At 41.4% G+C, this 13,612-nt stretch carries 13 protein-coding genes; 6 read left to right on the top strand and 7 right to left on the bottom strand.

The features are described 5' to 3' along the window. Window positions 1-155 precede the first annotated feature (155 nt). The 4 genes from RMX89_RS23765 to RMX89_RS23750 all read right to left on the bottom strand — a co-directional run bounded on the left by RMX89_RS23765 (window position 156) and on the right by RMX89_RS23750 (window position 7,487). On the bottom strand, window positions 156-3,446 hold the full coding sequence (locus tag RMX89_RS23765; RefSeq protein WP_322690687.1) for a filamentous hemagglutinin N-terminal domain-containing protein: 3,291 nt from the start codon (window positions 3,444-3,446) through the stop codon (window positions 156-158). A 445-nt stretch (window positions 3,447-3,891) separates the two neighbouring features. Then, window positions 3,892-4,548, bottom strand: a complete 657-nt coding sequence (locus tag RMX89_RS23760; RefSeq protein ID WP_322690686.1) for a DUF928 domain-containing protein — start codon at window positions 4,546-4,548, stop codon at window positions 3,892-3,894. Between the two features lie 302 nt (window positions 4,549-4,850). Next, window positions 4,851-6,731, bottom strand: a complete 1,881-nt coding sequence (locus RMX89_RS23755) for a CHASE2 domain-containing protein (RefSeq protein WP_322690685.1) — start codon at window positions 6,729-6,731, stop codon at window positions 4,851-4,853. A gap of 27 nt (window positions 6,732-6,758) precedes the next feature. Then, entirely contained in the window at window positions 6,759-7,487 is a 729-nt protein-coding gene (locus tag RMX89_RS23750) for a response regulator transcription factor (protein ID WP_322672392.1), read from the bottom strand. Window positions 7,488-7,867: 380 nt separating this feature from the next. On the opposite strand from RMX89_RS23750, the gene RMX89_RS23745 reads away from it, so the two are divergent. The 6 genes from RMX89_RS23745 (at window position 7,868) to RMX89_RS23720 (ending at window position 11,522) form a co-directional block, all read left to right on the top strand. Beyond that, window positions 7,868-8,092: a hypothetical protein gene (locus tag RMX89_RS23745; protein WP_322690684.1), complete on the top strand. Its 225-nt coding sequence runs from the start codon at window positions 7,868-7,870 to the stop codon at window positions 8,090-8,092. Window positions 8,093-8,286: 194 nt separating this feature from the next. After that, window positions 8,287-9,690 (top strand): Rieske 2Fe-2S domain-containing protein, encoded by a 1,404-nt coding sequence (locus RMX89_RS23740; RefSeq protein ID WP_322690683.1) that lies wholly within the window; start codon window positions 8,287-8,289, stop codon window positions 9,688-9,690. A 22-nt stretch (window positions 9,691-9,712) separates the two neighbouring features. Beyond that, on the top strand, window positions 9,713-10,393 hold the full coding sequence (locus tag RMX89_RS23735; RefSeq protein ID WP_322690682.1) for an SDR family oxidoreductase: 681 nt from the start codon (window positions 9,713-9,715) through the stop codon (window positions 10,391-10,393). 390 nt (window positions 10,394-10,783) lie between these two features. Next, entirely contained in the window at window positions 10,784-11,107 is a 324-nt protein-coding gene (locus RMX89_RS23730) for a helix-turn-helix transcriptional regulator (protein WP_322690681.1), read from the top strand. Between the two features lie 110 nt (window positions 11,108-11,217). After that, a complete protein-coding gene (locus tag RMX89_RS23725; protein ID WP_322672388.1) occupies window positions 11,218-11,382 on the top strand; it encodes a hypothetical protein in 165 nt (54 codons plus the stop codon). Next, on the top strand, window positions 11,373-11,522 hold the full coding sequence (locus RMX89_RS23720) for a hypothetical protein (protein WP_322690680.1): 150 nt from the start codon (window positions 11,373-11,375) through the stop codon (window positions 11,520-11,522). Before RMX89_RS23725 ends, RMX89_RS23720 begins: the two co-directional genes overlap by 10 nt. A gap of 71 nt (window positions 11,523-11,593) precedes the next feature. Here the strand turns inward: RMX89_RS23720 and RMX89_RS23715 are convergent, their stop codons facing one another. From RMX89_RS23715 to RMX89_RS23705, 3 genes are all read right to left on the bottom strand, one after another. After that, entirely contained in the window at window positions 11,594-12,259 is a 666-nt protein-coding gene (locus RMX89_RS23715) for a glutathione S-transferase family protein (protein WP_322690679.1), read from the bottom strand. A 277-nt stretch (window positions 12,260-12,536) separates the two neighbouring features. Then, entirely contained in the window at window positions 12,537-12,767 is a 231-nt protein-coding gene (locus RMX89_RS23710) for a hypothetical protein (RefSeq protein WP_322690678.1), read from the bottom strand. Window positions 12,768-12,880: 113 nt separating this feature from the next. Next, window positions 12,881-13,543, bottom strand: a complete 663-nt coding sequence (locus RMX89_RS23705) for a CatB-related O-acetyltransferase (RefSeq protein WP_322672386.1) — start codon at window positions 13,541-13,543, stop codon at window positions 12,881-12,883. Between the last annotated feature and the right edge of the window lie 69 nt (window positions 13,544-13,612).

The following is a 13,612-nucleotide window of genomic DNA, read 5'->3' as shown; positions in this document are numbered from 1 at the left end:
GTACTCCGAAATAACAAATGAGTACTCCGAAATAACAAATGAGTACTCCGAAATAACAAATGAGTACTCCGAAATAACAAATGAGTACTCCGAAATAACAAATGAGTACTGTTCTTGTTAGGTCTGTATTGAACTCAACCCAGAAGCGCTATACTTTAATGGCATTCTCGACTGAGTACCAACTGTCCATCAGCAAGTCGATAAACTCCTTGTGCTTCAATAATCGGGTCGCCTTTTTTCCAAAGGCGGGATGTTGGTTCAACATTACGCACCTCACCAGTGGAATATACCGAAATTAATTGATCCCCTGGAATATTACGTAAAGCGCCAGAACCAGTAATGAAGAATGTACCCCCTTGCTTGGAACTGCGTGAAATGCAACTATTGGCGATGAGTGCATTAGTGTCGATGACGTTTGGAGATGCTTCAGTAAAGCTGTTTTGAATGGAACTGGTATCGGGTGCGTTAATATCTGTGCTACCTGAAATGCCTAATTGCGAACTTGCAGTAATATCACTTTTCTCAGTCGGCTTTGATCGTGACTCGATACCGAAGATACCTTGCGAGTTGATTTTGACGTTTCCGCCGGAACCAGTGTATGCATTTGCGCTGATGTCGCTGTTTTCTTCGGGGTTGGCGACGATGAATTTAGAGTTGATATTGATGTTACCGCCATCGCCACCTGATTTGGCTAATCCCGCAGTTGTGGTGATATTGCTGTTACGACGCAATAGTAATAAATCTGTAGCGGTTAAGTTAATATTTCCACCATCACTAGAGTTAGTCACAGCAGTAATAGCGGCTTTATTATCTAGTCTTACAGCACTTGAATTAATATTAATATTCCCGGCAATTCCATCTCCCAGACTACTAGCAGATAAAGCTGCACCATTAAGAGATAAATCACGGGCTGTAACGTTAATATTACCGCCTTTACCTTTACCTTTACCTGTGAATCCTGCATCTACTCCGACTATACTAAAGATGCCAGTGTCAAAGTTAGAACCATCAAGAGTTGTCCCCTGAAGAGAGAATTTACCCCCAGCATTAACGGTGACGTTACCTGCATTTCCTTGCCCAAATGTCGCAGCATAGATGCTAGCACCATTTGTTAAAGAAATGTTGCCAGTGGCATTAACTAGCACATTTCCAGCATCGCCTTTGCCAACAGTAGTAGAATTTAAAACAGCACCGTCGGTTAAAGAAAAATTACGCCCCTGAATTTCAATATCTCCACCCTTACCTACTGCATTTCGGTAAAGAAAAGAGGACAAATCGCTTTTTCCCGAAATTAAGACATCACCACCTGCTCGAATTGCAATTTTACCAGCATTTCCCTCTGTGGTAAGAAATGTTGCTATAGTACTACTATCTTTAATTGTTGTGTCACTTAATGTAGTTATCAAGACATTACCCGCGTTGCCTTTACCATTAGACAATGTAGACAAATCAGCATCATCAGATAGCTCAAAACTACGGGCTACAATCTCAATATCACCACTGTTACCTACACCAGTTTTCAACACGCCGCTAAATATTCCGCTACCAAGTCTTTCACTACGTCCAGAAAATTTCACAGCACCATCTGCTTGAATTTTGATATTCCCGCCATTACCTTCACCTAATGTACTAGCACTCAAAAAAGAACCACCTGTGAAAGAAACATTCTTTTTTGTATTGATTGAGATATCGCCAGCATTCCCTTTCCCACCAATATTGCTGTTGAAAACAGAAGATTCTCCACTTGCAGAAAAAGACTTTGCAAGAATACGAATATTCCCGGCATTACCTACACCTGTGTTAGAAACGACACTGAAAATACTACTTTTGTTTGCAATCGAAATAGTGTCTGCTGCTTGAATAATAATATTGCCACCATTCCCTTGTCCATTGGTGCTAGCAGTGAAATAAGAGTTATTATCTAAAAAGAGTTTTCCTGTTTGGATATTAATATCTCCACCATTACCTACCGTTTCCGGTACCGTAAAATTGGATAATCGACTGCCGTTAGTTAGAGATAAAGTATCTTGAACTTTAATAGAGATACTACCAGCATTTCCCTGCCCACTCTTGACAGAGCTAATAGTTCCTTGGTTACTTAAGTTAATTGTTTGAGCATTAACTGTAATATCTCCAGCATTTCCTTCTCCAGGGCTACTGGCAAAAAGTAGCGCACCTCCACTAATAGCCAAACTTCTAGCTTCGACACTCAAATTTCCAGCATTTCCACTACTGCTAGTACTTGTTCCTGTATAAAGGCCACTTAAAAATATACCCCTGCCAAACAATTCTACAGAGTCAGAAGCTTTGACATTCAAATTTCCTCCATTACCGGAAGATACAATATAAGTTGAAATATAAGCTCCATCTGTAGCGATTAATTTTCCTGTATTAACGTTTATCTCTCCAGAGGAACCAGCATCTTGAGACTCTGTATATAAGCTGCTGGCAAAATTTTTGTCTGTTGATTCTCCAATTAGTTCTATTGACTCGGTAGCGTTGACATTAAACTCTCCCCCAGGTTTTGAACCAGTGGTGATAGACAAAAGCGATGAACCATCACGTACTGATAGTTTCCCTGCTTGTACTTGAATAGAACCTCCACCCTCTCCACTGACATCAGCTGAGGCTTTTTGAGATAGTTGGATATTTCCAAAAGCATTTACACCTGAATATCCTAAAGATAAACCTGAATCATTTTGCGTCAAGCTAACTAAACTCGGTGATACGATGCTTCCTAATTCAATTCGTCCAGACTCAGCCCTCAGATTTCCACCTTCCAAATTTATGTCACCGCCAACAAGTGCAAGGGTTTTCCCTGGTTGTACTTGCAATCCAGGAACATCAGTTCTAATGGTTCCAGCAGTGGATGGATTGTACGTTAAATTATGACCTGATCCTTGTACTGTGATTTTTCCAGGATTCACCCCGAATTGTAAGCCCAGAGGAACGCTAATAGTTAGCAAAGGTGTATTTTGAGGGGTAGTTGCACTAAACTCTCTACCATCAGCGAATTTTACACTACTTGCCGTTGTCCCCACAAATGATCCCTGCATATCTAACTGGGCATTTTTACCAAATAAAATGCCATTGGGATTGAGCAAAAATAAATTCGCATTACCTAATACTCCTAATGTCCCGAAAATATTTGAGAAGTTACCACCAGTAACGCGAGAAAATATATTTGTTATCCCTTCTGGATTGGCAAAATAAACGCCTTGACCTTCACCCACGTTAAAATCTTGAAAACTGTGAAATAGGTTAGCACCACGAGCCGCACCGCCCTCGATGCGGTCATTGTTTGTATTAAGAGGAATGACTTGCGATCGCTCTTTTCCCAGGCTGTTATCGGGAGTTAACTGAGCAACAGCAGGATTAATAGAAACTGCAATACCTACCACGCATCCCAGCCATCCTGTGACAGCAATCGACCAAGTTTTTACCATTTCTATTCTGCCTACTATTTTTATAGTGGTTCTTAGTTGTTTAATAAAGACCTCACCCTAACCCTCTCCTCTTAAGAACTACCGTGTACACACAAGTTATCGAATTACTACCAGTTCTCGAATTACCCCACCCTAACCCTCCCCTTGTAAAGGGGAGGGAACCGGATTTTTCTTGTTTCCCCCCTTTACAAGGGGGGACTAAGGGGGGTAATTCGACTTGTGTGTACACCGTAGCCTTTCTAAGGGGAGGGTTAGGGTGGGGTAAAACTGACATGAAAAACCAAGTGAGTAAACTATTTCAGACTTGTGTGTACACCGTAGCCTCTTAGGAGAGGGGATCGGAAAAACTTTTATTGTTGGAAGCGGAGTAAGATTCAAAGCCTCTCTCCTTTTAGGAGAGAGGTTTGGAGTGAGGTCAGAGTGTGTTGCATCAAAATGAAAACTGCTATATTTTTTCGCTGCCAATTTTCTGGAGGTATTCAATTCGTTGCTGAATATTTTTTTGATCTACGTCATTACCAATCAGCATTTCTGACTGTGCAAGTTCTTTAACTAAAGTTGCCCCAGTTTGCCCCAATTTAGCATTACCAGTTGCTTTTAATGCTTCTTCTAATGCTTCGTACCACAGTTCATTTTCAGTATAATAATTTATACTTTCTGGAATGCTAGTAAATCGATTTTTAGCAAGTGATTGAGGATTGATAACGGTAAATTCTGCACGTCTAATAATCGTGTCGTTTTCGCAGTCAATTGCAATTTGCCATAAATATGTTTTACCGACTGTGAGTTCGGGGTAATCAACGGGAAGTTTTAGTTTGTTAATCCCAACTGTTGTGGGTATTTCTTTAACTTGCCCAATTTTTTTAACTGTCTTGGGTGAATCAAATTCATACAGTTGGAATCGCGCATTTTGAGAACTTGACATATACCAAGCTAAGGTTGGACGTGTGGAAGCAGTTTTACCGATAAATGTCTGAGGTGCAAGCTGCGTCAGTGGTATGCCGCTAGCTGAACATCCACGTGAACCACCTGCACGGGTATTGTCGCTGGCTGGTTTGCGATCGCGTGGTTTAAACTGAGCAAATGCTGGGACTGCGGTCATAAGAAAAACTACTCCTACAACCAAGCTTGTAAATCTGCGCTTATTTTCCCAAAATACGAAATGTTGATGACTCATGGTAAATGCTGTTGATTGTGTGGTTATCTAAAACTTTTTAAGAATTGAGAATTCTGGCGATTAATATCATGTCCGTATAATTAGTTATGATTTCCACAGTTATTGCACCCCACCCCCAGCCTCTCCCTGCAAGCCGGAGAGGGGAGACAAAGCATAGCTTTGGCGGGGTGGGGTTCTTCAGGTTTAATAAGTAATCTAGCAGACATGATATAACGCCTTATTCCTTCTTAAAATTCCTTTGTAGGTTTCCAACGAAGTTCACATATAGTCCCACGTGGAGAAAGCGATTCACGGCGAAACTCTCCTCCTAATTGTTTAGCAAGCATTTTAAAATGTTTTGTGCCTTTATTCTCTAGTTTTGATTTAATACCTGAACCGTTATCTCTTACAGATAAATTGTATTTATTTGCACTATAAACACCCGATGCTTGAACTCGCTTGACTCCTTGGGCGTGTTTACCAACATTACATAAAGCTTCTTCTAAAAACAGACATATTCCCCGTTTGTGTTCTATAGTTAAATATTTATCATCAATCGGTTCAAAATTCCGAATTTTAACTTTTAATGTTTTAAAATGTTCAAAATCTTTACGTTCTAATGTACTTGAATAAACCTCATATAATAAATCGTGCAAAGGTCGTTTCAATTCAAGTATTAATCCGCTACCTAAACGTAAGCTCTCTTCTGTGGTTAATGCTTCGAGTTTGAGAAAATCGCCAAGTTCACGAATTTCGCGATCGAGTTTTTCAAATTGCTCAACCAGTTGTTCGTAAGGAATATCTTTAGCACGCAGATGCTTTAATCCATAAGCAAGAATTTGCAAAGGGCCATTATGAATTACGGTAAATGTGTGTTGAATTGTGTTTTGACGTTCCTTAATTTGCGATCGCAAAAATTTATCATGCTGGTAAAAAGCACCTAAACCTAACCCATTCACGGCTAAGATCAGAAAACTAGGTGCTACAGGAATCCATACACCCCACACCCACAGCATCATATACCCGCAGCTAAACAAACAAAATGCTGCTACAGTTACAGTCAGTAAATTTGCTTGAGCAGATTCGGTAAACCGTCCGATAACGATCGACAAAATCCCCCAAACAAATATCCATGTGTACTCTCCAAACTCTCCCCAACTATGCAACATTGTCCGGCTATCTATTACGCTACTAAGAATTTGACTGATAACATGAGCGTGATAGTCAATGCCATAAATTTGACCGCTTAATTTTAAATTAGATAAAGCTGAAGTATAAAAAATATCACCCGCGCTCATATTGCGATTGCCAACTAAGACAATGCGATCGCGCAGCAATTCTGCATCAACTCGATCGTTGAGAATATCGCGCAGCGAAACGATATTAAAAGGTCGATCGCTGTTGCGAAAGTTCATCAAAATTGACAACCCCCCATCATCAGCCCTGACATATCCGCCAAAATTATGGGTAATTCGGGGTAATTCAATCCCACGGAATCTTATTGTATTCGGGTCATTTTTTCCAGTTTGCGGCTCAATTCCTTTCGCATTTAAATACTTAGTAACTAACCGCAGTGCTAAAGAATATTTATCTTCATTGATATTCTTAGGATTTGGCGTATACAACAAATAGCGTCGATTTTTGCTATCTTCATCATTAGGTAAATCGACAAACCCAACTCGTTCGGATGGCAAGCTCTGGGGTGGTGAAGTTTCTCCAGGCGGTAAAATTTTTTCAATACCAATAATATTAGAATTTGCTCGTAATATCTGCGCTAGTTGTTCGCCACCAGGTTCTACAGGAACATTTTTGAAGATATCCAACCCAATGGCTAGCGGTTTATAATTTTCCAGCTTGGTGAGTAACTCTGCAATCTTCTGATCTGGGATTGGATATTGTTTAACCCATTCAATATCCTTTTCGTCGATACCCACAATTACTACACGTTCATCAGGGTTTTCTATCGGACGCAGACGTAGCATCGTATCAAGCAGCATCCATTCCCAAGATTGTATTCCTCCAGTTATTCGGATTAACATTACCAACAACAGCACTACGATCCCTGGACGTATAGCCAGCGACCATAACCTGAATTCTTTCCAAATGCGATTCCTGATTCTCCTTTTCATCTAGCTTCCAGCTTAATTTTTTGCGTATTAATCAATTAAGCCTTCTTCACGGGAACGAACTTCGGTTTGGATTCGCATATTCTTACCGCTTTGCTTGCAGTCTTCAGGATATACCCCCAAAACATCCTGAATCTTTGTCCAGTAAGTCCGCACTGCTCGTTCTGATTTATACATTCGATCGGCGATCGCCTTATCTGTTAAACTCTCTTCAAAAGCTAACCGCAACACATCCAACCATTCTGGTTTGAGTTCGATTCCCGTTTTGATGTCTTTGGTGTGAGTTGCACCCTGAAGTGCCAAATTAACCCGCATCAGCATTTCATTTTCGGGTAATCCTTTGTCTGCGATCGCAAACCCACCTTGATGATTATCAATCTCGTGTTTGATCCGGATCAAGGCTTTCACATAACTAGTTTGCACGATAAAATTTTGATGGGGATATTCTTTGAGCAAATTTTGCAACAGCTTAATTCCGGTATCAATTTCTGCTATCTTCCCTTGCCGATCGGGAATTGATAAATCCATCACAATCAAGTCAAACTGATGAAGTTGAAGTTGATAAAGTGTCTCTTCTCTAGTCTGAGCTTTAACAATAGCAGCTTCGGGATACTCTCGATTTAATACATCAAGAGTACCAGTTAAAATTAATTGATGGTCATCGACAACAAGAATACCCAGTTTTTTCTCCACTGGTAAATGTCCATAAGTGCGATCTTTTTTCAAACTTACTTCTACCGGATTTTTACTTATGTTCATTTAAACTAAAAGTTTCCTTAAGCTTTACAAAAAATCTTTTACTCTACAGTGTTTATTTTGCTTACTTTTCACGGTAAGTCCTCAATCCTCGAAAAAGCTTGGCTTTTTTTACAGCTTAATTATCAATAGCTCTAAGTTAATGAAAATAGCTAACGGAAAATCAGGGTTAGGAAACCGCTAAAATGAGCTTTTCCACATCGCCTGAATTGTCAGGTTTATCTTGAGATTCATATTTTGTAATTTTTATCCCTAACTCTACTCGTTAAAGTATGCACCTATTTTAATTGGAGATCAGTTTTCAAGCTATGCACAAAAGTGCAAACCTAGACAGCAAGTCTAAATTCAAACGGCAATGAGAGCAACACGATTTTATAACATTAGTGCGATTACTTCGCCAGAAAGCTCATCTTCTAGCTAATTTCCGTCACAGTAACCCCGAATGCGGCATTGTTGACCTCAAGCCTCACTGTCACGACTTTCAATATGTCCGTGAAACCATAAAAATGTTTCCTCAAAAACCTGAGCCTATTTTATTGACTCAGATTTTCCGCAAGCTCACAGGTTTGGGTCGTATTCTCCCTGTTCCAGTCAGTGTTCAAGCCTGATAATGGGGTAAGAGTTCTCGGCGTAGGGAAGGATTGAGAAACTTGTCTTGTCAGTGTTTACTAATAGCATATTATCTGCCATTTTAGTGGCTATTTATAAAATCAAAAATGGAAATGCGATCGCCATACAGCCAATGTTCATACTAGCTAAAATAAATCTTAGAGTAGGCAATAAAAGTTAATAAACATCAAAAATGCTTGAGAAAGAAGTTAACGTCAGAGATAGTTTGCACTCAAAACAGCCTGGGGGCGGCAGCGATCCGAATAGTTTTGATTGTAAAGAAACATGGTATCCCATCCATTACCTAGAGGACTTAGACAAATCAAAACCAACGCCTTTTACAGTGCTGGGAAGAGATATTGTAATTTGGTGGGATAGACTTGCCCAATCTTGGAGAAGCTTTGAAGACCAGTGTCCTCATCGTTTAGCACCGTTGTCTGAAGGCAGAATTAGTGACGATGGGCTTTTGGAATGTCCCTATCACGGTTGGGCTTTTTCTGGAGATGGGAATTGTCAAAGGATTCCTCAACAAGTCGAAGGTGGAACAGCAGAGACATCAAAACGAGCTTGTGTGGCATCATTACCAACTATTGAGAAGCAAGGACTACTGTTTGTATACGTTGGTGAATATGAAAATGCTGCCAAAACCGAAGTCCCAATAATTGAACCATTAGAAGAATCTCCAGAAGGATGGGTTGTAATTAATACATTTAGAGATGTACCTTATGATGCATTAACCCTATTAGAAAATATACTAGACCCTAGCCACATATCGTTTACACATCATAAAACGGTAGGAAATAGGGCAAATGCAGCACCTCTGGAACTTGAAGTGATTGAATCTGGGAAACATGGATTCAAAGGGATTTGGAAACAAGGTTTGAAACCAGGGCAATCAGGAGAGTTATCTACAACCTTCGTCGCTCCAAGTTTAATGTGGCACGACATCAACTCCCAGCGCGGCAGAATTCTAACCGTTGTTTATGCTACACCCATACGTAAAGGAGAATGTCGTGTATTTGCACGTTTTCCTTTTAAGTTTCCTTCTAAACTTCCAGGTTGGTTTATTAAGCTCAGACCGCGTTGGTATTACCACATTGGACAAAATGGTGTTTTAGAAGACGATCAAATTTTTCTCCACTATCAGGAAAGGTATCTTGAAGCTAAAGGAGGTAGCCCGAACTTTACTAAAGCCTTTTACCTTCCAACCAAAGCAGATAGTTTTGTATTTGAACTGCGTCAGTGGGTAAACCAATATAACGCTGAACCATTTGGCAAAGAGACTTTTTCTCCCCCATTGGCAAAGTCCGTGCTGCTGGAGAGGTATCATTCTCATACGGAAAAATGTGCTAGTTGTAGCTCGGCGCTTTCTATTATTGAGCGATTGAGATTTGGGAGTGGAGTTGCAACAGTACTTACTTTGGCTTGGACTCCAATGCTTTTTTTATTTTTTCAGACAACATCAGTTGTAGTAGTTGTGATTGAAACTCTAGCTCCCTTAATCTTTGCACTAGCATGGATCGGACTAAGTAAGTTAGTTATTCAGTTTTATGATGGACGAACCTTACCCCCACGAAACCGACCGGAAAAAAACTGAAATCCAATAATACCAGAATAATATGACTAAGCTGATCTTAATTACAGGCATAAGTAAAGGTCTAGGTTATGCGATGACCGAGGGTTTTATTCAACAGGGACATACTGTTATTGGTTGCGCTCGTTCATCAGATGCTATCGATAAAATACAGCATAAGTATGGTGCGCCCAATGATTTCACATCTGTAGATGTGGCAAATGAACAACTTGTAAAAAAATGGGCCCAAGACGTACTTCAAAAATATTCACCGCCAGATATAGTGATAAATAATGCAGCAATTACTAATTACCTAGCACCTTTGTGGGAAATACCATCTGAAGAATTTTCTGAGCTTATAGATATCAATATCAAAGGAGTAGCGAATATAATTCGCCATTTCGTACCAGCAATGGTGAAAAACAAACGGGGTATTATTGTTAACTTTAGTTCTGGCTGGGGACGTTCGACTTCAGCCCAAGTAGCACCATACTGTGCTTCTAAGTGGGCAATAGAAGGATTAACTCGTTCTTTGGCACAAGAATTGCCAACTGGTATGGCAGCTATACCCCTCAATCCAGGTATTATTCATACAGATATGCTTTCTATTAGCTTTGGAGAAGAAGCTGCTAATTATACACCCGTGTCCGATTGGGTATTGAAAGCTGTTCCATTTATTCTCAATTTAAAACCCAAAGATAACGGCATTCCCTTGACTATACATTAAAGAGTGAATTTCAATTGCGTAGGCGTAGCCCGTCGTAGACATCGTTGCAATTAGGAGCCGACAGTTGAATTATCGAAGAATTACGTGAATACTGATATCAATTTACATTGAAGCTGCACAGAAAAGAGCTTCAAGAATAAAGTCATAGGAAGTTAAAGAAATAACACGCTCTGTTGTCAGATTACTGGTAACCTCGTGGAGGCGATCGCCTTCAATAGTACAGAAGTATTACTTTGATTCAGTTCTGAAAGCTTTGTATTCGGAATAGAAATGGTATTAGTGAAGTACTACAGGACTTGCGCAACTGGCACAGTGCGATCGCAATGACTCAATCTATGCTACAAATAGTTGCAATAAACTATTTGGTTTGTAAACTAAAAGTTGCATAATATGGCAAGTAGAGAAGATATGGAAGAGGTCGTGATGTTACCACTGACAGAAGTAGGTTCTATAAAATGGACAGCTGCGCGTGGGCAAAAAATGCGTGAGTTGCGTGGCGATATACCGTTGTTGAATTTATCCAAAAGGCTTACTGAATTTGAAGTAGATATTTCTCGCCAGTACTTGAACAGGATGGAGACAAATACAGATGTCAAAAACGCTTCTCCAGAAGTCCTTACTGCTTTGTGTAAAATATTTGGCTGTACATTAGCTGAGTTACTGTGCTTGAAATCAACCAAAATTGTGCAATTAGGGGTTGATGTTTGTAACTAAAAGTTGCACAATAAGCATCAAGGAGAGCAACCTACTTTCCTCAAACACGAAATCCGAGAGCAACTAAATTAAAACTTCAGTGCGGCAAAAGTAGCCAAAGCTAACCCGGAGTGGCCGGAAGTAAACTTCTAACGATCGCTAATAGTGTACTGGGTAAGTTCGACCCATCGCTGTTGCAGAATGATAGCTACATTCTCCGGTTAGAAGTTGCTGATAATGGTGGCCACATCAGTTATGTAGAGAATGGCACGCTTGTAAAGCTGAAATGCTTATAGTTAAACAGTTTGCAATTGTTTGCGTAATTCATGCCGGGGTTTGGTCATCAAGGGATAAATTTTTGGGCAAACCTACATCATCTTCCTATCTGCGATCGCCGCTTCTGATGCCATTAATGCTCAATGGGCATTACATGTAATACCGTTTCACTTTAAAGTTGATACAAATAGGAGGCAGGGGCAATAGTGTCAAATCTATCTTTTGCGCTAGTCAGCCAGTCGGTTGCTGAAGAGTGAAAACCGCTAATTGAGCGGCGAAAGCACGCTTGAAGGCGGGCCGCGCTTCACCACGGGCGACATAGGTAGAGAGATTTGGATAGTCGTCCAGCATACCCGAGTCTTTCAACCTGAGCAGCACTTCCACCATCATCAGGTCGCCTGCGCTGAATGCACCATCGAGCCAGTCGGCATCTCCAAGGTGACTGGAAAGTTCTAGGAGCCGGTTACGGATGCGACCTTCGACGACACGCAGGCGATGCTCGTACCAGGCCTCATCACGCTCTAAGTACGCGGCCATTTCCCGATCAACGATTGGCGGCTCCATCGTGTTAAGTGCGGCAAACATCCATGCGATCGCTCGCGTTCGACTATTGGCATCGTCTGGCAACAGCCCTGTATGGCGCTCCGCGATATGGAACACGATCGCCCCCGACTCGAACAGGGCGAGATCGCCATCCTCATAGGTTGGAATTTGCCCGAAAGGATGAAGCGCACGGTGCGCGGGTTGCTTCATCTCACTGAACGAAACAAGACGAACGTTGTAAGGTTGGCCCACTTCTTCGAGCGCCCAGCGAACGCGCATGTCACGCGCCAGTCCCTTGCCGCCATCAGGCGACCGTTCAAAGGCAGTAATAGTGGGTGTCATTGTCAGGGTCATGGTGATTTCTCTTTTTGGTTCAATTTTCTGCTTTGGGTGTGTGTGAATGGCACGCTTGTAAAGCTGAAAGCTCGTCTGGGCAGGGTGTTGGGGGTAGGGTGTTGGGTGTAGGGAAAAATCAAGAAAAGTGAACAGGGTGCAGGTTGTATTGGGTGTGGGGTGTAGGGAAATTAAGACAGACACTCCGGGTGGGGCTTTTACCTGCCTTGCGAAATAAGGATTTTTCGTGCGCGTGGGGCGAGGCTTTAAACCTGCACCCACTCAGCCACTCAGCCACTCAGCCACTCAGCCACTCAGCCACACCCCACACCCCACACCCTGTTTCTAGTAAATATGAGTGGGGATACAAATAAATTTCTGACTTACTACACCCACTCAGCCACACCCCACACCCAAAAGCCTTATATATAATGGGTTTGCCGTTAACAAGCGTGCCATTCGGGTGTGTGTTTTGTCCGACAACAACAGCAACTCTAGATATCAGCGTCAAAGCTGGTATTAAAAGCACCGACGGAACTATCGCAAAAAAACAGATGTAACACTATTATTAATAGTGTTACATTTTGCGCGGCTTGCATTGCGTCCTCATTTCATATCTCACGTCTTAAAATGTGGATTCCCTTACCCTTTGCTGATGTTTTTAATGTCTTCCTCTAGAAGTTCAGGTGCAGGAAAATCTGGCAGACCTTCTGTAGATTCATTAAACTGGATATCTTCTGGCCAATCGTCAGGATTTTGGTAAAGCCATTCTAGGTTTGCAATAACTTTCTTAGTATCCCAGTCCCACCAACGCAGTTTCAGCAGACGTTCAACTGTTTCAGGTCTGAATCGAGAGCGGATAACCTTAGCTGGGTTGCCTACAGCAACCGTATAATCAGGGATATCACTGGCAACAACTGCCTGAGAGCCGATGACTGCTCCGTTGCCAATCTTAACTCCTGACAAAATGGTTGCACCGTAGCCAATCCATACATCATTTCCAATTGAAGTAGTACCTTTGTGGCGTACTTCGTCACGCCGTTCTGCAAACTGGGTTTGAGAGAGAGGGAAGAACAGGCGAAATGGATAAGTAGTCGCCCTAGTAATGTGATGCTCTCCGCCACCGAAGATAGTAATATCTTTTGCTAGAGAGCAATATTTACCAATCTCAATTCTCTCATCAGGAAACCACAACGCAAAGGTAATGGAGTTGTCACAGGCGGTATATTCTCCAACACTCACTCGGCTGTCTTTGACTATCGATGCTAACCATAGAAGCGGAGATTTGTAGGTGTGATAAGCCATAGCTAAACTCCTTTATTTAGACTTACGCATTCTATAGATATATCTTTCGACTGCAAACAAACCTCGATC

Origin of the sequence: Nostoc sp. DedSLP04 (genome assembly GCF_034530775.1) — a bacterium.
Classification (GTDB): Bacteria; Cyanobacteriota; Cyanobacteriia; order Cyanobacteriales; family Nostocaceae; genus Nostoc.
This window is presented reverse-complemented; position numbering and strand designations above follow the sequence as displayed.

Coding starts and splice junctions, on each gene's coding strand:
- RMX89_RS23765 (WP_322690687.1), bottom strand. CDS start 3,446: ATGGTAAAAACTTGGTCGATTGCTGTCACAGGATGGCTGGGATGCGTG.
- RMX89_RS23760 (WP_322690686.1), bottom strand. CDS start 4,548: ATGACCGCAGTCCCAGCATTTGCTCAGTTTAAACCACGCGATCGCAAA.
- RMX89_RS23755 (WP_322690685.1), bottom strand. CDS start 6,731: ATGAAAAGGAGAATCAGGAATCGCATTTGGAAAGAATTCAGGTTATGG.
- RMX89_RS23750 (WP_322672392.1), bottom strand. CDS start 7,487: ATGAACATAAGTAAAAATCCGGTAGAAGTAAGTTTGAAAAAAGATCGC.
- RMX89_RS23740 (WP_322690683.1), top strand. CDS start 8,287: ATGCTTGAGAAAGAAGTTAACGTCAGAGATAGTTTGCACTCAAAACAG.
- RMX89_RS23735 (WP_322690682.1), top strand. CDS start 9,713: ATGACTAAGCTGATCTTAATTACAGGCATAAGTAAAGGTCTAGGTTAT.
- RMX89_RS23730 (WP_322690681.1), top strand. CDS start 10,784: ATGGCAAGTAGAGAAGATATGGAAGAGGTCGTGATGTTACCACTGACA.
- RMX89_RS23720 (WP_322690680.1), top strand. CDS start 11,373: ATGCTTATAGTTAAACAGTTTGCAATTGTTTGCGTAATTCATGCCGGG.
- RMX89_RS23715 (WP_322690679.1), bottom strand. CDS start 12,259: ATGACCCTGACAATGACACCCACTATTACTGCCTTTGAACGGTCGCCT.
- RMX89_RS23705 (WP_322672386.1), bottom strand. CDS start 13,543: ATGGCTTATCACACCTACAAATCTCCGCTTCTATGGTTAGCATCGATA.